The organism is Pseudomonas sp. GW456-L13 (genome assembly GCF_017350115.1).
Classification (GTDB): Bacteria; Pseudomonadota; Gammaproteobacteria; order Pseudomonadales; family Pseudomonadaceae; genus Aquipseudomonas; species Aquipseudomonas jessenii.
In genome coordinates this window covers 1,171,443-1,193,531 of record NZ_JACNAS010000001.1, presented here as the reverse complement: position 1 = coordinate 1,193,531, position 22,089 = coordinate 1,171,443, and the positions used below count along the sequence as shown (strand labels likewise).

At 61.7% G+C, this 22,089-nt stretch carries 17 protein-coding genes and 3 tRNA genes; 16 read left to right on the top strand and 4 right to left on the bottom strand.

Features of this window, described 5'->3' with window-relative positions; translation table 11 throughout:
* Positions 1 to 184: 184 nt before the first annotated feature.
* The 13 genes from J4D25_RS05365 (at position 185) to J4D25_RS05305 (ending at position 12,535) form a co-directional block, all read left to right on the top strand.
* Positions 185 to 2,794: a FimV/HubP family polar landmark protein gene (locus tag J4D25_RS05365; RefSeq protein WP_057715573.1), complete on the top strand. Its 2,610-nt coding sequence runs from the start codon at positions 185 to 187 to the stop codon at positions 2,792 to 2,794.
* Positions 2,795 to 3,074: 280 nt separating this feature from the next.
* A complete protein-coding gene (truA, locus tag J4D25_RS05360; RefSeq protein WP_057715572.1) occupies positions 3,075 to 3,899 on the top strand; it encodes a tRNA pseudouridine(38-40) synthase TruA in 825 nt (274 codons plus the stop codon).
* Between the two features lie 63 nt (positions 3,900 to 3,962).
* Entirely contained in the window at positions 3,963 to 4,589 is a 627-nt protein-coding gene (locus tag J4D25_RS05355) for a phosphoribosylanthranilate isomerase (RefSeq protein WP_057715571.1), read from the top strand.
* A 191-nt stretch (positions 4,590 to 4,780) separates the two neighbouring features.
* Positions 4,781 to 5,701 (top strand): acetyl-CoA carboxylase, carboxyltransferase subunit beta, encoded by a 921-nt coding sequence (accD, locus tag J4D25_RS05350; RefSeq protein ID WP_008047319.1) that lies wholly within the window; start codon positions 4,781 to 4,783, stop codon positions 5,699 to 5,701.
* A complete protein-coding gene (gene folC, locus J4D25_RS05345; RefSeq protein WP_057715570.1) occupies positions 5,698 to 7,005 on the top strand; it encodes a bifunctional tetrahydrofolate synthase/dihydrofolate synthase in 1,308 nt (435 codons plus the stop codon). Before accD ends, folC begins: the two co-directional genes overlap by 4 nt.
* Positions 6,989 to 7,657 (top strand): SPOR domain-containing protein, encoded by a 669-nt coding sequence (locus J4D25_RS05340; RefSeq protein ID WP_057715569.1) that lies wholly within the window; start codon positions 6,989 to 6,991, stop codon positions 7,655 to 7,657. The genes folC and J4D25_RS05340 overlap by 17 nt, the downstream gene beginning before the upstream one ends.
* A 98-nt stretch (positions 7,658 to 7,755) precedes the next feature.
* Entirely contained in the window at positions 7,756 to 8,316 is a 561-nt protein-coding gene (locus J4D25_RS05335) for a CvpA family protein (protein ID WP_007975669.1), read from the top strand.
* A gap of 41 nt (positions 8,317 to 8,357) precedes the next feature.
* Complete coding sequence (gene purF / locus J4D25_RS05330) at positions 8,358 to 9,863, top strand: amidophosphoribosyltransferase (RefSeq protein WP_007975670.1); 1,506 nt, start codon at positions 8,358 to 8,360, stop codon at positions 9,861 to 9,863.
* An 81-nt stretch (positions 9,864 to 9,944) separates the two neighbouring features.
* Complete coding sequence (locus J4D25_RS05325) at positions 9,945 to 11,156, top strand: O-succinylhomoserine sulfhydrylase (RefSeq protein ID WP_057715568.1); 1,212 nt, start codon at positions 9,945 to 9,947, stop codon at positions 11,154 to 11,156.
* Positions 11,153 to 11,929, top strand: a complete 777-nt coding sequence (locus J4D25_RS05320) for an SDR family oxidoreductase (protein WP_057715567.1) — start codon at positions 11,153 to 11,155, stop codon at positions 11,927 to 11,929. The genes J4D25_RS05325 and J4D25_RS05320 overlap by 4 nt, the downstream gene beginning before the upstream one ends.
* 218 nt (positions 11,930 to 12,147) lie before the next feature.
* Positions 12,148 to 12,223, top strand: a tRNA-Val gene (locus J4D25_RS05315).
* Positions 12,224 to 12,276: 53 nt separating this feature from the next.
* A tRNA-Asp gene (locus J4D25_RS05310) sits at positions 12,277 to 12,353 on the top strand.
* A 105-nt stretch (positions 12,354 to 12,458) separates the two neighbouring features.
* Positions 12,459 to 12,535: transfer RNA gene (locus tag J4D25_RS05305), tRNA-Asp, on the top strand.
* A gap of 180 nt (positions 12,536 to 12,715) precedes the next feature.
* Here J4D25_RS05305 and aldA read toward each other — a convergent pair.
* The 4 genes from aldA to J4D25_RS05285 are packed head-to-tail and all read right to left on the bottom strand — an operon-like array spanning position 12,716 to position 17,481.
* Positions 12,716 to 14,149 carry an aldehyde dehydrogenase gene (gene aldA, locus J4D25_RS05300; RefSeq protein ID WP_057715566.1) on the bottom strand — a complete coding sequence of 478 codons (1,434 nt, stop codon included), beginning with the start codon at positions 14,147 to 14,149 and terminating at the stop codon, positions 12,716 to 12,718.
* A gap of 19 nt (positions 14,150 to 14,168) precedes the next feature.
* Positions 14,169 to 14,969: an aldolase/citrate lyase family protein gene (locus J4D25_RS05295; protein WP_057715565.1), complete on the bottom strand. Its 801-nt coding sequence runs from the start codon at positions 14,967 to 14,969 to the stop codon at positions 14,169 to 14,171.
* Positions 14,970 to 14,983: 14 nt separating this feature from the next.
* A complete protein-coding gene (gene rhmD, locus J4D25_RS05290) occupies positions 14,984 to 16,168 on the bottom strand; it encodes an L-rhamnonate dehydratase (protein ID WP_057715564.1) in 1,185 nt (394 codons plus the stop codon).
* 17 nt (positions 16,169 to 16,185) lie between these two features.
* Positions 16,186 to 17,481, bottom strand: a complete 1,296-nt coding sequence (locus J4D25_RS05285; RefSeq protein ID WP_057715563.1) for an MFS transporter — start codon at positions 17,479 to 17,481, stop codon at positions 16,186 to 16,188.
* A 125-nt stretch (positions 17,482 to 17,606) separates the two neighbouring features.
* Here J4D25_RS05285 and J4D25_RS05280 point away from each other — a divergent pair, with 125 nt between their 5' ends.
* From J4D25_RS05280 to J4D25_RS05270, 3 genes are all read left to right on the top strand, one after another.
* Positions 17,607 to 18,548 (top strand): LysR family transcriptional regulator, encoded by a 942-nt coding sequence (locus tag J4D25_RS05280; protein WP_057715562.1) that lies wholly within the window; start codon positions 17,607 to 17,609, stop codon positions 18,546 to 18,548.
* A 176-nt stretch (positions 18,549 to 18,724) separates the two neighbouring features.
* The gene (locus J4D25_RS05275; protein WP_057715561.1) at positions 18,725 to 21,556 is read left to right on the top strand and encodes a xanthine dehydrogenase family protein molybdopterin-binding subunit; all 2,832 of its coding nucleotides are present in this window, start codon (positions 18,725 to 18,727) and stop codon (positions 21,554 to 21,556) included.
* Entirely contained in the window at positions 21,549 to 22,088 is a 540-nt protein-coding gene (locus J4D25_RS05270; protein WP_015095868.1) for a (2Fe-2S)-binding protein, read from the top strand. The genes J4D25_RS05275 and J4D25_RS05270 overlap by 8 nt, the downstream gene beginning before the upstream one ends.
* The last annotated feature ends 1 nt before the right edge of the window (position 22,089 follow it).

Here is a 22,089-nt window from a genome sequence, read left to right as displayed (position 1 = left end):
CGAATGATTCCGCGCGAGCCTATGCTTGCCGGAGTGCTGAAGGCAGAGCCACTCTGCGGGGCTTTGCCGGGCATCAATGAAATGACCGCGCGCGACGACCCTCGCCGTTGCGTGCAATGCCTTACGGCAGCGACTATCAATACCTTCTCGCTGGCCGAGGAATGTTCAAACTAAGGATGAGCTAATGGTTCAAGTTCGCAAACTGGTGTTAGCAATAGCGGCCGCCTCGGCGCTGTCCTCCGGTATGGCGCATGCCCTCGGGCTCGGGGAGTTGACCCTGAAATCGACGCTCAACCAGCCGTTGGTGGCGGAAATCGAGCTGCTCGATGTCAAGGATCTCACCGCAGCCGAAGTGGTACCGAGCCTGGCCTCACCAGACGATTTCGCCAAGGCCGGTGTCGACCGCCAGGCGTTTCTCAACGACTTGACCTTCACCCCGGTGCTCAACGCCAGCGGCAAAAGCATCCTGCGCGTGACCTCCAGCAAGCCACTTTCCGAACCCATGGTGAAGTTCCTGGTTCAGGTCATGTGGCCGAACGGCCGCTTGCTGCGCGACTACAGTGTGCTGCTCGATCCGTCCAAATTCTCGCCGCAAACCGCTGAAGCGGCTGCACAGCCGACGTCGACGGTTGCCGCGCCCGTCACCGGTGCGACCAAACCGTCCCAATACACCACCACGCCGCGCGATACCTTGTGGGAAATCGCCGCAAAAGCGCGTAATGGCGGCTCGATCCAGCAAACCATGCTGGCCATCCAGGCGTTGAACCCGGATGCCTTTATCGACGGCAACATCAATCGCCTGAAAACCGGCCAGGTGCTGCGCATGCCGGACCAGGCGCAGAGCACTGGCCTGCCGCAAGTCAAGGCCATTGCCGAAGTGGCCGCACAGAACAAGGCCTGGCGCCAGGGTCGCCGCTATGTGGCAAAACCCGGGGCAGGGCAGCAACAGCTCGACGCCACCAATCGCGCTCGTACCGAGGGTGCTCCGGCGCAAGCAGCCACCGACAAGTTGAGCCTGGTGTCTGCCGAGTCCGGCAAGAACCCTGGTAAAGGGGCTGCCGGAGATGCCAAGGCCCTCAGCAACAAGCTGGCGGTGACCCAGGAAAGCCTCGACACCAGTCGTCGTGATAACGCCGAACTGAAAAGCCGCATGGCCGATCTGCAAAGCCAGGTGGACAAGCTGCAGCGCCTGCTCGAGTTGAAGAACAACCAACTGGCCAAGTTGCAAACCGAGGGCGCTGCGGCTGCTCCAGCGGCTGCGACCGCGCCGGCAATGTCGGCCGAGCTGGCTGCCAACCCGGAGGCAGCGCCTGCACCGGTTGCCGCTGCGCCTGCCCCTGAGGCAACGCCCGCGCCAGCCGAGAAGCCCGTCGAGGCGACACCGGCGGCATCTGACGATCAGAAGTTCAATGAATTGCTGACCAATCCGCTGCTGCTGGGCCTGGTCGGTGGCGGTGCGGTGATTCTCCTGCTCCTGCTGCTGTTGCTGGCGCGTCGACGCAAAGCCCAGCAAGCAGCCGAGAAACATCTGCGCATGGCCCGTGCCTTGGCCGAAGATCAGCCGTTCTCGGCCGATTTCGACTTGCCGGAAAGCAGCTTCGAAGGCCTGGAAGTTCCGCCGCCGAGCGTGAAGCTGGCGACTGCCCCGACGCCTGCTCCCGCGCCAGCGCCGGTGGTTGCTCCGGTGGTGATGACCACGCCGATCGCCGCACCATTGGTGGCGCCGGCTGCCGAGCGTTCCGACGACGTGCTGGGTCAGGCTCAGTCGCACATCAATGCCGGTCGCCTGAACCAGGCCGCCGCGTTGCTGGAGGACGGCGTCAAGCAAGAGCCCAAGCGCAGCGATCTGCGCTTGAAACTGATGGAAGTCTACGGCCAGCAAGGCGACCGCGATGCGTTCGTCGGCCAGGAGCGTCAGTTGGTGGCTAATGGCGACAACTTCGCCCAGGTTGAAAAACTCAAAAGTCGCTTCCCGGCCATGGCGCTGGTGGCTGCCGGTGGCATCGCCGCGGCCGCCGTTGCTGCCGAACTGGATGCGCAATACGTCAAGGAGCTGTTGCTCGATGAGCCGCAAGCACCGGCGCCAGAACCAGAACCAGCACCGTTCGAGGATGACCTCGACAGCGCCTTCGACCTGAGCCTGGATGATCTGGACGCGATTACGCCTTTGGCGCCTGCACCTGCACCTGCAGCGGAGCCTGAAGTGGCGGCGTTGCCAGACCTTGGTGAGTTCCCGCTGGACGACGATCTGAGCTTTGAGTCGGTGTTGCAGCAGCAGACAGAAATCAAGGAAAACCTCGACGATCTGTCGGACTTCGACCTTGACCTGGATCTCGGTGCGCAACCGTCGCCGGCGATGCTGGCTGAAGACGATTTCCTGCTGGATCTGGATGAGGGCGTGAAGGATTTCCCGGTTGCCGAAACCCCGGCTGTTCCTGAGGTCGCGCTGGATGATCTGGAGTTGCCGGCCGATTTCGATCTGTCGCTGGCCGAGGAACTGGACGCGCCGGATGCGTTCGCGGCAGAGCTGGATGATGTCAACGCCGAACTGGAGAGCTTGTCCAACAGCATCGGCGAGCCGACCTTTACCGAAGCTGATGCCGCGCTGGATAGCGATGATGACTTCGACTTCCTCTCGGGCACTGACGAAGCCGCTACCAAGCTCGATCTGGCTCAGGCCTATATCGACATGGGCGACAGCGACGGTGCTCGCGACATCCTCAATGAGGTGGTAAGCGAAGGCAGTGCCGAGCAGAAGAGTGAAGCCGAGGAGATGCTTTCGCGCCTGGCTTGATTGATCGGCAGGTTGAAAAAAAGCGGCAGCCCATTGAGGCTGCCGTTTTTGTTTGGCTCATTAATTGATGTTGTTTGCTCGGGCCTCATCTCGGGCAAGCCCGCTCCCACAGAGATTTATGTCGTTCACAAAACCTGTGGGAGCGGGCTTGCCCGCGATGAGGCCGGGACAGTCAATGGAGAACTCTCTGGCATCCCCGCCCGGCGGCCTTATAATGCCCGCCTTTGGTACATCATCAGGCTGTCCCTCCTTGGCAAATATAGATAACCCGGCCGCCGAAATGGCAGCCGACGGCTTTTTCCGGATCGCGCTGGGCGTCGAATACAAAGGCTCGCGCTACCGCGGCTGGCAGCGCCAGGCGTCCGGGGTGCTCACCGTGCAGGAAACCCTCGAAAACGCCTTGTCCAAAGTCGCCGACTCGCCCGTTTCGCTGATGTGCGCCGGGCGTACCGACGCCGGGGTGCATGCCTGCGGACAGGTGGTGCATTTCGACACTCAGGTCGAGCGCTCGATGAAGGCCTGGACCATGGGCGCCAACATCAACTTGCCCCATGACGTCAGTGTCAGTTGGGCCAAGGTCATGCCGGCGCATTTCCATGCGCGGTTCAAGGCCATTGCCCGGCGTTATCGCTACGTGATCTACAACGATCAGATCCGCCCGGCGCACTTGAACGAAGAGGTGACCTGGAACCACCGTCCGCTGGACGTCGAGCGCATGGCCGAGGCCGCCCAGTACCTGCTCGGCATCCATGATTTCAGTGCTTTTCGCGCCGGTCAGTGCCAGGCCAAGTCGCCGATCAAGGAATTGCATCACCTGCGCGTTACCCGTCACGGCAAGATGATCGTGCTGGATATTCGCGCCAGCGCCTTCCTGCATCATATGGTGCGCAACATTGCCGGTGTGCTGATGACCATTGGCGCCGGAGAGCGTCCGGTGGAGTGGATGAAAGAGGTGCTGGAGAGCCGGATTCGACGGACCGGTGGCGTGACCGCGCATCCATTCGGCTTGTATCTGGTTCAGGTCGAGTACCGTGACGAGTTCGAGTTGCCCGAGCGCTACATCGGTCCGCACTTCCTGACCGGCTTCTCGGAACTTGGCGGCTGACGCCCTCGAACGCTTTTGTTACCATCCGGGACTTTCCCGGATTTGTCTTGGAGTTGTATCGACATGTCAGCCGTTCGCAGCAAGATCTGTGGGATTACCCGCATAGAGGATGCGTTGGCAGCCGTCGAGGCCGGGGCGGATGCCATCGGATTCGTGTTCTACGCCAAAAGCCCCCGTGCGGTGACGGTCCAGCAGGCGCGCTCGATCATCAAGGCGCTGCCGCCGTTCGTGACCACCGTGGGCTTGTTCGTCAATGCCAGCCGTTGCGAGCTGGGGGAAATCCTCGACGCCGTGCCGCTGGACCTTCTGCAGTTCCATGGCGACGAAACCGCCGCTGAATGCGAAGGCTGGCACCGGCCGTACATCAAGGCGCTACGGGTCAAGGCGGGTGATGACATCGCCGCGGCCTGTGATGCTTATGCCAGTGCCAGCGGAATCTTGCTCGATACCTATGTCGAAGGCGTTCCCGGAGGAACCGGGGAGGCGTTTGACTGGTCACTGATACCGCAAGGCCTGAGCAAGCCGGTCATTCTGGCGGGCGGTCTGACGCCGGATAACGTCGCCGAAGCGATTGCCCGCGTTCGGCCTTATGCCGTGGATGTCAGCGGCGGGGTTGAGGCGAGCAAGGGCATCAAGGATCACGCAAAGATTCAGGCATTTATCAAAGCGGTACGCGGTAGCACCCGTTGATGTGACGGCTGGCAGTCTGCCGCCGTCCACTGCACTGTACAAAACGGCTGAGGGTTATGGGGTGGTACGCAGGTCACGTTTCGCTGACCCGGCCATTCACTGATCATCGCCGCACACATGAATTTAGCGCTAGGGCATACACGGGGCCGCGAACCAGAGCGTTCGGGCCGCCGGTACTGGAGAAAGAAAGCATGAGCAACTGGTTAGTAGACAAACTGATCCCTTCGATCATGCGTTCCGAGGTCAAGAAGAGCTCGGTGCCTGAAGGTCTTTGGCACAAATGCCCGTCTTGCGAGGCTGTGCTGTATCGTCCGGAGCTGGAAAAGACCCTGGACGTTTGCCCCAAGTGCAACCATCACATGCGTATCGGCGCCCGCGCCCGTATCGACATCTTCCTCGATGTTGAAGGCCGTGCCGAGCTGGGTGCAGACCTGGAACCGGTTGACCGTCTGAAATTCCGCGACGGCAAGAAGTACAAGGACCGCCTGACCGCTGCACAAAAGCAGACTGGCGAAAAAGACGCACTGGTTTCCATGAGCGGCACTTTGCTGGGCATGCCGGTCGTGGTTTCGGCGTTCGAATTTTCCTTCATGGGCGGTTCGATGGGCGCCATCGTCGGTGAGCGTTTCGTTCGCGCCGCCAACTACGCCCTGGAAAAACGTTGCCCGATGATCTGCTTCGCCGCTTCCGGCGGTGCGCGGATGCAGGAAGCGCTGATTTCCCTGATGCAAATGGCCAAGACCTCCGCGGTGCTGGCCCGTCTGCGTGAAGAAGGCATCCCGTTCATCTCCGTGTTGACCGATCCGGTCTACGGCGGCGTTTCCGCCAGTCTGGCGATGCTCGGCGACGTGATTGTCGGCGAGCCGAAGGCGTTGATCGGTTTTGCCGGTCCGCGTGTGATCGAGCAAACCGTGCGCGAAAAACTGCCGGAAGGCTTCCAGCGCAGCGAGTTCCTGCTGGAGCACGGTGCCATCGACATGATCATCGACCGTCAGGAACTGCGTCCGCGTCTGGGCAACCTGCTGGCGCAAATGATGGGCCTGCCGACGCCGAAGTTCGTTGCTGCCCCTATCGAGCCGATCGTGGTTCCACCGGTACCCGCCAGCCTATGACCCAACGTACCCTTGGCGAATGGCTCGCCTACCTTGAACAGTTGCACCCTTCGGCCATCGACATGGGCCTGGAGCGATCGCAGCAGGTAGCGTCCCGTATGGGACTGGGCAAGCCGGCGCCTCGGGTGATCACGGTCACCGGGACCAACGGCAAGGGTTCCACCTGTGCGTTCGTGGCGTCCTTGCTGCGGGCCCAGGGCTTGAAAGTGGGGGTCTACAACTCCCCACACCTGCTGCGTTACAACGAGCGGGTAACAGTCAATGGCGTCGAAGCCACGGATACCGAGCTGTGCGAGGCCTTTGCCGCGGTAGAGGCCGGGCGCGGCGACACTTCCCTGACTTACTTCGAAATGGGCACCCTGGCGGCATTCTGGCTGTTCCAGCGCTCCGGGCTCGATGCAGTGGTGCTGGAAGTCGGTCTGGGCGGTCGCCTGGACACGGTCAACGTGGTGGACGCCGACATGGCGCTGGTCACCAGTATCGGTGTCGATCATGCGGATTACCTCGGTGATACCCGGGAGTCCGTGGCCTTTGAGAAGGCCGGTATTTTCCGTCAGGGCGCGCCTGCGCTCTGCGGCGATCTGAATCCTCCACAACCTCTGCTGGACAAGGCGCGCGAGCTTAATTGCCCGTTTTTCCTGCGTGGGCGCGATTTTGACCTCGGTGTGACCGATCACAACTGGCAATGGCGCGGTGTCGATGGGCAAGGGCGCGTGGTGGAGCTGCGCGACCTGCCACTGCTCGATCTACCGATGGAAAACGCCGCGCTGGCGTTGCAGGCTTACCTGCTGCTCGGCTTGCCTTGGGCAGATGCGCAGATTATCGAGGCGCTACGGGCCACCCGGGTGGTCGGTCGCCTGGATCGCCGTGAGTTCGAGTGGCAAGGCAAGCGCTTGAATCTATTGCTGGATGTGGGGCATAACCCCCATGCGGCGGAGTATCTGGCTCGTCGCCTGGCCAGCCGTCCGCCGATCGGCAAGCGTCTGGCGGTGTTCGGGTTGCTGGCGGACAAAGACCTGGGTGGTGTTGTCGGCGAATTGAATGCTAGTGTCCAGCACTGGGCTGTCGCACCTCTGGATTCGCCTCGGGCGCGTTCGGTTGCGGATTTGCACGCCGCGTTGCAAGGTCTTGGTGCGTCGGTCACGTCATACGACAGTGTCGCGGCCGCCCTGGAAGGGCAGTGCGCTCAGGCCACGAGCGACGACGAAATCCTGTTGTTCGGATCATTTTATTGTGTCGCCGAGGCCCTTGAATGGCTGGCCCGGCGCTCCACGGAGGAAGCGGCAAATGGCATTGCTGGATAAGGCATACAAGCAGCGCATGGTTGGCGCCCTGGTGTTGGTCGCGCTGGCGGTGATTTTTCTGCCGATGCTGTTTTCCCGCCAGGACGAACAGCGCCAGGTGACGGTCGAAGCGCCCGCGGCTCCGCAGGCGCCGGCGATGCCCCAGGTGCAGGTCGAGCCCGTGGCGGTGCCTGAGCCGCAAGCCCTGCCTCAGGAGCCCGTGCCGAGCGATGACGAAATCGCCCAGCAGGAATCGGCGGTGCCAGCTGTTCCGGTGGCTCCAGCGCCTGCGGTTCCAGCGCCAGCAGCCAAGCCGGCTGCACCCGCGCCGGTCCCGGCTTTGGCGGCTAAGCCTGCAACGGCGCCTGCCCAGCCGATCACCGCGGCACCGGGCAAGCCGGACACCACGCAAAGCCGTGTCGATGCCAATGGTTTGTCTGTCAGCTGGTCGGTGCAACTGGCCAGCCTGTCGAACCGTGAAAGCGCGGAAAAACTTCAGAAAACCCTGCGCAGCCAGGGTTACAACGCCTACATCCGTACCGCCGACGGCAAAAACCGGGTGTTTGTCGGGCCGCTGATCGAGCGTGCCGAAGCCGACCGGCTGCGTGACTTGCTCAACCGCCAGCAGAACCTCAAGGGGTTTGTGGTGCGCTTTCAACCGGAACGTGGCTAAAACTATCGCCCCGATATGAAATGCACTGACAATCGCAGCTTACCGATAAGCATGGGCTCTGCTAAAATGCGCCGCCTTATCCGTCTGTAGGCTGCACTGTGCCATTTACCTGGGTTGACTGGGCGATCGTTGCAATCGTCGCCATCTCCGCATTGATCAGTCTGAGCCGCGGCTTCGTCAAGGAAGCACTGTCGCTGTTGACCTGGATCATCGCAGGAGTCGTAGCCTGGATGTTCGGTGGCTCACTGTCCGAGTACCTCGGCGGGTACATTCAAACGCCATCGGCACGTATAATAACGGGCTGTGCCATCATGTTTGTCGCCACTTTAATCGTAGGCGCAATGATCAATTATCTTATCGGCGAACTGGTTCGCGTCACCGGGCTCTCCGGGACCGACCGATTCCTCGGCATGGCCTTCGGCGCCGCGCGTGGCGGGTTGCTGGTGGTTATCGCCGTCGGGCTGTTGAGCCTGGGGCCGGTACAGCAGGACGGGTGGTGGAAAGAGTCACAGCTCGTGCCAAAATTTCTATTGGTTGCAGACTGGTCCAAAAACCTGATCCTCGGGTGGAGCAGTCAGTGGCTTGCCAGCGGAATCAGCGTACCCGCTGATATTCCGTTCAAGGAGCAACTCTTGCCGATGGCCAAAACGCCTCAGTGAGTAGTGCTCAGTTCAGATCCATTAAGTAGGGGTTGCGTCGCATGTGTGGCATCGTCGGTATCGTCGGTAAGTCGAACGTCAATCAGGCGCTGTATGACGCGCTAACCGTCCTCCAGCACCGCGGCCAGGACGCTGCCGGTATCGTGACCAGCCATGATGGCCGGTTATTCCTGCGCAAGGACAACGGCCTGGTGCGTGACGTGTTCCAGCAACGTCACATGCAGCGCCTGGTCGGTCACATGGGTATTGGCCATGTGCGTTATCCAACCGCGGGCAGCTCGACGTCGGCTGAAGCTCAACCGTTTTACGTCAACTCGCCTTACGGCATCACCCTGGCGCACAACGGTAACCTGACCAATGTTGAACAACTGGCCAAGGAGATTTACGAATCTGACCTGCGCCACGTCAACACCAGTTCCGATTCGGAAGTACTGCTCAACGTGTTCGCGCACGAACTGGCCCAGCGCGGCAAGTTGCAGCCGACCGAAGAAGACGTTTTCGCCGCCGTCACCGACGTGCACAACCGTTGCGTCGGTGGTTATGCCGTCGTAGCAATGATCACCGGCTACGGCATCGTGGGCTTTCGCGACCCGCACGGCATCCGCCCGATCGTTTTCGGCCAGCGTCACACCGACGAAGGCGTCGAGTACATGATCGCCTCGGAAAGCGTTTCCCTGGACGTACTCGGCTTCACCCTGATTCGCGACCTGGCTCCGGGCGAAGCGGTCTACATCACTGAAGAGGGCAAGCTGTACACCCGTCAGTGCGCGACCAACCCGTCCCTGACCCCGTGCATCTTCGAACACGTCTACCTGGCGCGTCCGGACTCGATCATCGACGGCGTTTCGGTCTACAAGGCCCGTCTGCGCATGGGCGAGAAACTCGCCGAGAAGATCCTGCGCGAGCGTCCGGATCACGACATCGACGTGGTCATCCCGATTCCGGACACCAGCCGCACCGCGGCCCTGGAGCTGGCGAATCACCTGGGCGTGAAGTTCCGCGAAGGCTTCGTGAAGAACCGCTACATCGGCCGGACCTTCATCATGCCGGGCCAGGCTGCGCGGAAAAAATCCGTACGCCAGAAGCTCAACGCCATCGAGCTGGAATTCCGCGGCAAGAACGTGATGCTGGTGGACGATTCCATCGTTCGCGGTACCACTTGCAAGCAGATCATCCAGATGGCCCGCGAAGCCGGTGCCAAGAACGTTTACTTCTGCTCCGCGGCGCCAGCGGTTCGCTACCCGAACGTCTACGGCATCGACATGCCGAGCGCTCACGAGCTGATCGCCCACAACCGTTCGACCCAGGACGTGGCAGACCTGATCGGTGCCGACTGGCTGATCTATCAGGACTTGCCTGACTTGATCGAAGCGGTCGGGGGCGGCAAGATCAAGATCGACAAGTTCGATTGCGCGGTGTTCGACGGCCAGTACGTCACCGGCGACGTCGACGAGGCTTATCTGAACAAGATCGAGCAGGCACGCAACGATGCCTCCAAGGTCAAGACGCAGGCAGTCAGTGCGATCATCGATCTGTACAACAACTGAGTAATTACCGGCCCTGAGGGGCCGGTTTTGTATCTGGCAAAAAGACTTTTATCTATCAAGAGCAAGGCAAGGAGTGACAGCATGAGTCAGGATTGGGATGCCGGTCGGCTGGACAGCGACCTCGAAGGCGTAGCGTTCGATACCCTGGCCGTACGTGCCGGTCAGCACCGTACGCCGGAAGGTGAGCACGGTGATCCGATGTTCTTCACTTCCAGCTATGTATTCCGTACCGCCGCCGATGCCGCCGCGCGTTTTGCCGGCGAAGTGCCGGGCAACGTCTACTCGCGCTACACCAACCCGACTGTGCGTGCCTTTGAAGAGCGCATTGCCGCGCTGGAAAGCGCCGAGCAGGCCGTGGCCACCGCGACCGGCATGGCCGCGATCATGGCGGTGGTGATGAGCCTGTGCAGCGCCGGCGATCACGTGCTGGTGTCGCGCAGCGTATTTGGCTCGACCATCAGCCTGTTCGAGAAGTACTTCAAGCGTTTCGGTATCGAAGTCGATTACGTGCCCTTGGCGGACTTGTCCGGCTGGGACGCGGCAATCAAGGCCAACACCAAATTGCTGTTCGTCGAATCGCCGTCCAACCCGCTGGCCGAGCTGGTGGACATTGCCGAACTGGCGAAAATCGCTCACGCCAAAGGCGCGATGCTGGTGGTCGATAACTGCTTCTGCACCCCGGCGCTGCAACAGCCGCTGAAAATGGGCGCGGACATCGTCGTGCACTCGGCCACCAAATTCATCGACGGCCAGGGTCGTTGCATGGGCGGTGTCGTGGCCGGTCGCGGCGAGCAGATGAAAGAGGTGGTTGGTTTCTTGCGCACCGCCGGGCCGACCCTGAGCCCGTTCAACGCCTGGATCTTCCTCAAGGGCCTGGAAACTTTGAACCTGCGGATGAAGGCCCATTGCGCCAACGCCCAACAACTGGCCGAGTGGCTGGAGCAGCAGGACGGTATCGAGAAAGTCCATTACGCCGGCCTCAAGAGCCATCCGCAGCACGAACTGGCGCTGCGCCAGCAGAAGGGGTTCGGTGCGGTCGTCAGTTTTGAGGTCAAGGGCGGCAAAGAGGGCGCCTGGCGCTTTATCGACGCCACGCGCCTGATTTCGATCACCGCCAACCTGGGTGACAGCAAAACCACCATCACCCATCCGAGCACCACCTCCCATGGTCGCCTGGCGCCGCAAGAGCGTGAAGCGGCGGGCATTCGTGACAGCCTGATCCGCGTTGCGGTCGGCCTGGAAGATGTGGCGGACCTGCAAGCCGATCTGGCGCGCGGCCTGGCTGCGTTGTGATCGAGTTGTCTGCGCCGGCCACCGGCTCAAATGGCCGCGTAGCGCTGGTGACCGGTGCTGCGCGGGGCATTGGCCTGGGGATTTCGGCCTGGCTGATCAGCGAAGGCTGGCAAGTCGTGCTGACGGATCTGGACCGTGAGCGGGGTTCGAAAGTGGCGAAAGTGCTGGGCGACAACGCCTGGTTCATCGCCATGGATGTCTCCAACGAGGGGCAAGTCGCGCTGGGCGTAGCCGAGGTGCTCGGTCAGTTCGGGCGCCTGGATGCGCTGGTATGCAATGCAGCGGTTGCCGATCCGCACAACATCACCCTGGAAAGCCTCGACCTGGCTCACTGGAATCGGGTGTTGGCGGTGAACCTCAGTGGGCCGATGTTGCTGGCCAAGCACTGTGCACCGTATCTGCGCGCTCACAGCGGCGCCATCGTCAATCTGGCCTCGACCCGCGCCGGGCAGTCGGAGCCCGACACGGAGGCCTATGCGGCGAGCAAGGGCGGTTTGTTGGCCCTGACGCATGCGTTGGCCATCAGCCTTGGCCCGGAGATCCGGGTCAATGCCGTCAGTCCTGGCTGGATCGATGCGCGCGACCCCTCGGTGCAACGTGCCGAACCCTTGACCGAGGCCGATCATGCCCAGCATCCGGCGGGCAGGGTGGGGAAGGTCGAGGATGTCGCGGCGATGGTGGCCTGGCTGCTGTCGAGGAATGCCGGATTTGTCACCGGCCAGGAATTCGTGGTCGATGGCGGCATGACCAAGAAGATGATTTACAGCGAGTAAGCTCCGGGATTGATGTTGAATGTGCTGCTTTCGCGAGCAAGTCGAATCGTCGCACCGCCGCTCCCACATTTGGAATGCATTCCCCTGTGGGAGCGGGCTTGCTCGCGAAAGCGCACTTGCTGCACATACATAATTTTGTCTTTTTCAGAAAAACTTCAATCCTGCTATTGACTTAGGTTCGCTACCTGCGTAAATTTCGCGGCCTCGGAGATGCAAACGGGTGATTAGCTCAGCTGGGAGAGCGTCTGCCTTACAAGCAGAATGTCGGCGGTTCGATCCCGTCATCACCCACCACTTCCGAGATACTTGCGAAAGCAAGAGGTAGGCTGAAATGCCTCCACCGACGCGCAGCGGTAGTTCAGTCGGTTAGAATACCGGCCTGTCACGCCGGGGGTCGCGGGTTCGAGTCCCGTCCGCTGCGCCATATTTTCCGAGTCAGGCATGCCTTGATTCGAGATTGAAAGAGAGATTGAAAAGTCTCGGAGCTTTCAATCAGACAAGTTACTTGAGCGTCAGCTCAAAGCGATACGCAGCGGTAGTTCAGTCGGTTAGAATACCGGCCTGTCACGCCGGGGGTCGCGGGTTCGAGTCCCGTCCGCTGCGCCATATCTACCCCGAGGCCCACTGAACGCCTTGGAGCTACGAAGAAACCACTGGTTACTTCGAGTCGATAGCAAAGACCCTGGTCGAAAGACCGGGGTTTTTTGTTTCTGCGATTTAAGTTTTTGCGACCCATTCTGCAGGAGCGAGCAAGCACGCTCCTGCTCGGTTGTTGGTTTTCGGCAATCAGCCTTGCAAATACACCGCATGAGTATGGGTGTACTCATACAGCCCATGCTTGCCATCCGCGCCACCAATACCCGATTTACGCACGCCGGCGTGGAAGCCCTGCATCGCTTCGAAGTTCTCGCGATTGACGTAAGTTTCGCCAAAATCCAGTTCACGCATGGCCTGCATGGTTTTGCTCAGGTCGCGGGTGTAGATCGATGAAGTCAGGCCATAGTCGCAGTCATTGGCCAGGGCGATGGCTTCGTCCAGGTCGTCGATTATCTGGATCGGCAGCACCGGCCCGAAAATCTCTTCGCGCATGATCTCCATGTCCGCGCGGCAACCCGCCAGCACCGTTGGCTGGAAATGGAAGCCATTGGGCAGGTCGGCCATCTGCCCGCCGCTGATCAGGCTTGCGCCCTGGCTCAGCGCGGTGCGGACTTTGCGGTTGACGCTGTCCAGCCCCTGGCGGTTGATCAGCGGACCCATCTCCACGTCGGGCTGGGCAATCGGGTCGCCATAGCGGGTCGCGCTCATTGCTGCCGCGATGCGTTCGATAAATTGATCCGCCACCTTGCGTTCGACATACACCCGCTCGGCACAGTTGCACACCTGCCCGCTGTTGATAATGCGCGAATCGCGGATCGCCCTCACGGCCAGGTCGAGGTCTGCATCCGCCAACACAATAGCCGGAGCCTTGCCGCCCAGCTCCAGATTGAGCTTGGTGATGTTCGGCGCGGCGGCGGCCATTATCCGCGAGCCGGTGTCGACGCTGCCGGTGAAGCTGATCATGTCCACGCCCTTGTGCGAACTCAGGGCGGCGCCGACCTTCCCGTCGCCACAGACCACGTTGAACACACCGGGCGGCAGGTCGGTTTCGGCCACCAGTCGGGCGAATTCGAAGCAGTTGTTCGGGGTTTCTTCACTGGGCTTGATGACGATGGTGTTGCCGGTCAGCAGGGCCGGGGCCATCTTGCGAGCGATCAGAAAGAACGGGAAATTCCACGGCAGGATCCCGGCCACCACGCCCAGTGGTTTGCGGAACAGGAAGATGTTTTCGTTCTGGCGGTCGCTGGTGATGATTTCACCTTCGATGCGCCGGGCCCATTCGGCCATGTAGTCGAGGTAGTCGGCGGTGAAATTGACTTCGACTTCCGCCAGCCCGCTGATCTTGCCTTGTTCCAGAGTGATGGTGCGCGCCAGGTGCGCGACGTTTTCCCGCAGTTTGGCAGCGATCCGGCGCAAGTAACCGGCGCGATCATTGGCCGGTTTGCGCGCCCAGCCTTTCTGGGCGGCACAGGCGGCGGCGAGGGCGCGCTCGACGTCCTCGGCGGTCGAGGCCGGGACTTTCGACAGCACGGCGCCGGTGGCCGGGTTGATCACATCGAGGTGGGCAGCGCTGGCCACGAACTGGCCGTCGATGAAGTTTTCGTAAACAGGCACGGATGACATGGTGCGACTCCTTGGCAGATCAGTAAGTGCGTGACGGCGCTTGAGTGGCAGCGGGTTCGCGGTAGCGGGCGAGGCTGGCCATGGCGCCTTGGCGCAGCAGGCTGATGTCGATGGCCACTGCAATGAACTGGCAGCCCCAGCGCTGGTAGCGGCGGGCGTCTTCTTCGTTGGGGGCGAGGATGCCGCAGGCCTTGCCGGCTGCCAGTGTGGCGTTCACGGCGTATTGAATCCGCTCCTGGACTTCCGGATGGCCGGGGTTGCCGGCGTGGCCCAGGCCGATCGACAAATCCGCCGGGCCGATAAACACCGCATCCACACCCTCGACGGCGGCAATCGCTGCGACGTTTTCCACGCCGGTGCGCGACTCCACCTGCACGATCAGGCACAGTTGTTCGTGGGCGGTATTGAGATAATCCGGCACGTCGTCCCAGCGGGTGGCGCGGGTCAGGCCGCCGCCGACACCGCGAATGCCGTGGGGCGGGTAGCGCATGGCGCGCACCAGTGCCTGTGCCTGCGCGGCGGTTTCGACCATCGGGATCATCAGCGTCTGTGCGCCGATGTCCAGCAGTTGCTTGATCAGGTTGGCATCGCCATTCACTGCGCGCACCACTGGCGCGGTCGAGTAAGGCGCCACGGCCTGCAACTGAGCGAGTACCCCGGGCACGGTGTTGGGCGCGTGCTCGCCATCGATCAGCATCCAGTCGTAACCGGTGGTGGCGACGATCTCGGCGGCGTAGCCGGTGGCGAACCCGGCCCAGATGCCATATTGGGTCCCTGAGCTGTTCAGCGCTGCCTTGAACGCGTTGTGCGGCATGTTCATGTCGAACTCCTTTCTCAGCGGTTATACGGCCGATGCAGTTGGCATTCGGGGTTGAGGGTCACGCCGAAACCTGGCTGGTCGAGCGCGGACAGGCGCATGCGGCCATTGACCGGCACCGGTTCGCCGAGCAATTGCGGGTGGAACATCGGCACCACTTCGTCGGCCTTCGGCGCCATCATCAGGAACTCGGCGAACGGGCTGTTATGCCGGGTGGCGACGAAGTGGTAGCTGTATACCGAAGAGCCGTGGGGGATGACCAGCGCGTTGTGGGCGTCGGCCAGGGCCGAGATCTTCACCAGTTCAGTGATCCCGCCGCACCAGCCGACATCCGGCTGGATGATGTCGCAGCAGCCCATCTCCAACAGCATGCGGAAACCCCAGCGCGTGGCTTCGTGTTCGCCGGTGGTCACCAGCATGCCTTTGGGCACGTTGTTGCGCAGGGCCGCGTAGCCCCAGTAGTCGTCCGGCGGCAGGGCTTCTTCGATCCATTTCAAGCCGTATTCGTGGGCGCCAACCGCCAGTTTGGTGGCGTAGTTGAGGTCCAGGCTCATCCAGCAATCGAGCATCAGCCAGAAGTCCGGGCCGACACGCTCGCGCATGGTCGCCAGTTCTTCGAGGTTCTTGCGCAGGCCTTCTTCACCTTCGGCGGGGCCGTGGTGCAGCGGCATCTTGCCGCCGATGAAACCCATTTTCTGCGCCAGGTCCGGACGGGCGCCGGTGGCGTAGAACTGCAACTCGTCGCGCACCGCACCGCCGAGCAACTGATGCACGGGCTCCTGGCGGATCTTGCCGAGCAAGTCCCACAGCGCCAGGTCGACGCCGGAGATAGTGTTGATGACGATGCCCTTGCGCCCGTAATACAGGGTCGACTGGTACATCTGATCCCAGATTTTTTCGATGTCGGTGACCCGGACGCCTTCAAGGAAGCGCGCCAGGTGTTTCTCGACGATGTACGCGGCAGGTTCGCCACCGGTGGTCACGGCAAAACCGACGGTGCCGTCGCTGGCTTCGATTTCCACCACCAGGGTGCCGAGTACGTTGATGCCGAAGGTGCGGCGGCTCTGACGGTACTCGGGGTATTTGCTCATCGGCGTGGCAATGTGATCGTCGATCCAGTGGCCGTCGGCCTGGTCGTGATAATCCGCGCCGCCGCCTCGCAGAGTGAAAGCGCGGACGTGTTTGATGGTTGGAATGCCCATGGTGTGACTCCTCAGGTTTAAACGGTGGCCGGTTTGTTCGAGGCTTTATGGCCGGGCGCGCGTATGCCCAGCACCAGCAACGCGGCGATGACGGTGGTAGCGGCCAGCACGTACAAGCCTGCTGCCGGTGAGTGGAAGGCGCCTTCGGCCCAGTTCTTCAGCACCGGGGCGATGAAGCCACCGAGAGCGCCGAACGAGTTGATCAGAGCGATCCCGGCCGCGGCGGCGCTGCCGGCGAGGTAGCTGGAGGGGAAGGTCCAGAACACCGGTTGCACGGCGATGAAGCCGGAGGCGGCAAAGCACAGGGCGATGATCCCCAGCAGCGGGTTGCTGAAGGTCACCGAGCAGGCGATCCCGGCGGCGGCCATGAGCAAGGTCAGGCACGCGGTGCGGCGGCGTTCGCCGGTGCGGTCGCTGTAGCCGGGAATCAGGTAGGCGGCGATCAATGCGCAGATCCAGGGGATCGCTGTCACCAGGCCGACCATCAGCCCGACCTTGGTCCCCAGCAGCCCTCCGACCTGGCTCGGCAGATAAAACACCACGCCATAGACGCTGGCCTGGATCAGCAGGTAAATCAGGCACAGGTACAGCACCGAGGGTTGGCAGATCACGTTGAGCAGGCTGCGGCCGTGGTTCTGTTTATGGCTGTCTTCCTGATTGAGCAGGCTTTGCACTTGTTGGCGTTCCTCGACGGTCAGCCACTTGGCGTCGGCCGGGCGGTTGTCCAGGTACCAGTAGGCCCAGATGCCCACAGCCGTCGCCATCAGGCCTTCAACGGCAAACAGCCATTGCCAGCCGTGGAAGCCGGCGAAGCCGTCCAGCTCCAGCAGCAGGCCGGACAGCGGGCTGCCAAAGATGAAGGCCAGCGGTGCACCGAAATAGAAGAAACCCATGGCCTTGCCGCGCACGGCGCTGGGGAACCAGTAGGTGAGGTAGAGGATCACGCCGGGGAAGAAGCCGGCTTCGGCCACGCCCAGCAGAAAGCGCAGGATGTAGAAGCTGGTTTCTGTGTGGGCGAAGACCATGGCGGCGGAGACCAGGCCCCAGGTGACCATGATCCGGCACATCCACAGGCGGGCGCCGACGCGGTGCAGGATCAGGTTGCTCGGCACTTCAAGCAACGCGTAACCCACGAAAAACACCCCGGCGCCGAAGGCGAAGGCGGCATCGCTGATATTGGTGTCGGCTTGAAAGGCTTGTTTGGCGAACCCGACGTTGGCGCGGTCGAGGAAGGCCATGATGTACATCAGCAGGAGAAACGGGAGTAGCCGCCAGGAAATTTTGGCGAGCAGAGGCGCGGGTAGAGTCTTCATCGCAGTTTTCCTTTGGTAGGGCATTTGTTCTTATGGGGAAGACTGTACGGCCGCTGATCGATGCGTTACAAATCGAATCTAGCTCACAACTGATACCTTCAGGGTATCGATAAAAAAGGCCCGTCATGACCACGCCGATCATCTCCCGCAGCCTGCTCAATCGCCTGCGTTACAAGCATCTGCACATGTTGGTGACGCTCAGTAGCAGCCAGAACCTGCACCGCGCTTCGCAAAGCCTGAACATGTCGCAACCGGCGGCAACCCGCATGCTCCATGAGATTGAAGACATGTTCGGCTGCGATCTGTTCGAACGCCTGCCGCGGGGGATGCGCCCGACAGCGTTGGGCCAGGAGCTGATTCGCTTTGCCGAGTCGGCCCTCAGTGGCCTCGACCGTTGTGCCGAGGATCTGATGGCGCGGCAGCTGGGCGGCTACGGCTATCTGTCGATCGGTACCATCATGGGCGCGGCGCCGGGCCTGGTGATGGATTCGATTGCTGAAATCAAGTCGCTCAATCCGCAGCTGCGGATCCGCATCATGGGCGACACCAGCGACCAGGTGATCCAGTTGCTGGAACAGGGTCGCATCGACCTTGCCATCGCCCGGCGCAATGCCGCCACCGACAGTGAGCATTACGTCTTCGAGCAACTGGGTAACGAACGCTTGCTGGTGGTGGTGCACGCCGGCCACCCGCTGGCGCGACGCAAAAAACTGGAGATGGCGGAGCTGGTCAGCGGTTGGCCGTGGATCCTGCAACCGGAAACCAGTCCGGCGCGCATCGGTCTGGATCAGGCGTTGCAGCGCCTGGCGTTGCCGTTGCCGGCAGACATCATCGAATGCAGTTCGGTGTACTCCATGCAGCAACTGATTCAGCTGACCGACGCGATCATGGTCCTGTCGGAAACCGCATTGCGCGACTATCTTAAAATGGGCCTGGTGGTGGCGCTGCCGGTGGAACTGGATGTGCAGATGGCGCCCTTCGGGTTGTTGTTGCGCAAGGGCGAGCACATCAGCCGGGAGTTGGGGTTGTTCATCGATCTGCTGCGACGAAAAGCCGCGGTTTTTTGATTTCTTGGTCAGTTTTTAGTTTTCCGCGAAGGCATAAGCCTATAAACTTAACCTTTCGGTCAGCTTTGCACTGTCAACAACAGCCCTTTGTATCGTCGAAAAGGGCTTCTGCAAGACTCGAGATTTCCAGAACATAACCAGAAGGGCGGACCCCATAACCGCCCAGAGGATGATCCATGTCCAACCGTGATATATCCCGGCGCTCGTTCCTTCAGGGCGGGCTGGTAGCGGGTGTGAGCGTGACGCTCACGCCATTGAGCAGCCAGGCGCTGGCCGCCTTGATGGAAAACAGCGTGACCGTGCCGTCCGAGCAGTGGCTCGGCAACAATGGCAAGGCGCGCGCCCGTAACGATGCCTTGTCCAAGGTCTGCGGCAGCAAGGTCTTTGCCCGCGACATCCGCGCCAAGGACATGCCGGGCTGGCCGCAGCAGCAAGGCCACGCCATGCTGCTCAAAACCATCAAGGCCGACCACATCTTTGCTGGCATCGACCTGTCGTGGCTCGGTGCCGAGTTGCAACCGGACCGCATCGTCACCGCCGAAGACCTGGTCAAGGACGGTATCGTGTTCCCTGAGGAGCACGCCCCGGATCCGCTGTTGCCGGCCGGCAAGGTGCCGATGTTCATCGGCCACCCGGTGGCGATCCTGATCTGGAACGACTTCGAGCGCTTCCGTCAGGCCAAGAACCAACTCAAATTCAATGACAAGGCGATTCGTTACGGTGCCCAGGTGCCGTTCTACGAAGGCGATCCGTACGGCAGCTTCCGCTACGTGCGCGTCGGCGGCGCGACCTCGGCGGACGAAGACGAATTCGCCAGCCTCAAGGATTCGATTCTGTTCCCGATGCTGAAAAACCGTCGTCCGGTGTGGAACTCCCAGCCGAACCTGCACGGCAACCTGACCGAGCGCGGGTTGTTCTACGCCGAGCGCATGAAGCAGCAGATCGATACGCCGCCGGACAACTGGCTGGTGTTCGACGAGCGCTACAAGACCCCGTCGATCGAACCGGCCGCCCTCGAGCCGGACAACGGCAACGGCTGGTACGACCCGGCCACCAAAACCCTGCATTTCGTGGTGGCGACACAGTGCCCACTGGAAACCGCGACCGAAACCGCGAAGATGATCGCGCCGTCGCGTTTCGGCCTGGCCAACCTGAACATGCACCCGGGTTACACCGTCGGTTATGGCTCGAAAGATCACAACATTTTCGTCTACTACGCAGCCCTCGCGGCGTTGTACGGCGCCGGTGTACCGGTACGCCTGGCCAACGACCGCTACGAGCAGTTCCAGAGCGGCATCAAGCGTCACCCGTTCGACATTCGCTACCAATTGGCGGTGGACAAGAACGACCACAGCTTCAAGATTTTCCGCTCCGAGATGAGCGTCGACGGTGGCGGACGAATCAACTACAGCCCATCGGTGGCTGCGGTGGGCGCCACGGCGGCACAGTCGATCTACTACATGCCGCAGAACGATCTGCAGGTCACGGCTTATCACTCCCGCGCCGTTGAAGCCGGGTCGATGCGTGGCTACGGCACCCTGCAAAGCATGGCGGCGACCGAGATGATGGTCGATGAAATCGCCGGTCGCCTCGGTGTCGATGCGATTGAGCTGCGTCGCAAGAACGCACTGCGCTCGGGCATGAAAAACACCCAGGGCGCGATCCCGGCCGGTGCCTTGCGCCTGCACGAGATTCTCGACAAGGCCGCGGTTCACGAAGTCTGGAAAAACCGCGAGGCGATCAAGAAACAACGCGAAGCCGCCGATCCGGACAACTGGTACGGGGTGGGTTTCGCCATCTGCCAGAAAGACTTCGGTACCGGTTCCGAAGCGCCGATGGCCAGCATTGAATTCACCGCCGAAGGTCGCATCAGCCTGCGCCACATCGGTATCGAAATCGGCACCGGCATGTCCACCTCTCAGGCCATGGTCGTGGCCGATTTCCTCGGTGTTCCGGCGCACGAAGTGAAGACCGGCGAAACCGAATGGAAAGAGTTGCAGCTGGTCAGTGGCGGCAACCCGTACATCATGAGCCAGGCCGAGCAGGACAACTTCCTGCGCAATCCGCGCTGGGTCGGCAAGGTCGCTTCGGCTTCGTCGGCCACCAACTCGGCGTACTACTTCAGCCACGCGACCCGTGAAGCGGCGCGCGTGCTGTTCAACCACGGCCTGTGGCCGGCGGCGCTGGAAATCTGGCGACAAGGCCCTTACGGCGGTCAGGCCAACCCTTACGTGGTGCGCCGCGAAGACGCCCATTGGGTCGACGGTAAGCTCACGGCCAACGGTATGGAGCCACTGCCTTTCGCCATGCTGGCCAAGCGCGTTCACGAGCGTGGCCTGGTGAGCGGCGCCACCGTGCACGGTTTCAACCGCTGGAGCTGGGCCGAGGCCGAGTTCAGCATCGACGGCGTGCGTGAGCGCTTGCCGCTCGACGGTCTGGCCGTGAAGTACGGCGACGGTGCACCGAAGGCGAAGAAAGCGCAGATGAACAGCGCCGGTTTCCATCTGCTGGATCGGCAGGGCATCGCCTACCCGGCGACCCAGCTGAACAACGCGGCGGTGACTTACTACAGCCCGGTCGCGACGCTGGTGGAAGTGAAGGTCAATAAGGGTTCGAACGAGGTGTCGGTGCTCAACCATCACTCGTGGGTCGAGTGCGGTCGGGTTCTGGTGGAAGAACTGGTCAGGGGTCAGCTCGAAGGCGGGATCGCCATGGGCATCGGCCATGCGCTGATGGAAGAGATGCCGTTGTACGAAGGCGGGCCGGGGGAGGGTGACTGGAACTTTAACCGTTACCGCTTGCCGATGGCGCGTCACGTCGCGGTGTGGAAACAGACTGCGGAAATCCTGCCGCCATTGTCGCCGAGCGACCCGTCCAAGGGCATCGCCGAGGTGGTGATGATCCCGGTGGTCGGTGCCATCGGTAACGCCGTGGCCCATGCCATCGGTAAACGTGTCCGCGACCTGCCTATCACTTCTGCACGCATCAAGGAGGCCCTCAATGGCTAACCGTCCGCTTCAACTGACCCTCAACGGTCAATCCGTCGGCCCGGTGGACATCCCTGATGACCTGCCGATGATCGACTACCTGCACGAATACAAGAACCTCACCGGTTCGCGCCTGGGCTGCGGCCAGGGCATCTGCCACGCCTGCGTGGTGATCGTCGACAACCCGGACGGCACCAGTGAAGAAGTGCGCACCTGCATCACCGGCGCGCACTATTTCGAAGGCAAGAAGGTTCGGACCATCGAAGGCCATGCGACCTGCGACGAGCAGGGCAAGGTCACCGAGCTGAACCCGATCCAGCAGCGTTTCGTCGACGAGTTCGCCTTCCAGTGCAGCTACTGCGCGCCGGGCTTCGTGAATGCCGCGACCGTGCTGGTGGAAAAGCTGCAGCGTCAGCCCATCGTCAAAAGCCAGCTGGAAAAAGTCATCGAGGACAGCCTCGGTCATCACATCTGCCGTTGCACCGGGTACGTGCGCTACTACAGCGCCACCCGCAACGTGCTGACCGATCTCGGCCTGGTCAAGGAGGGTTAAG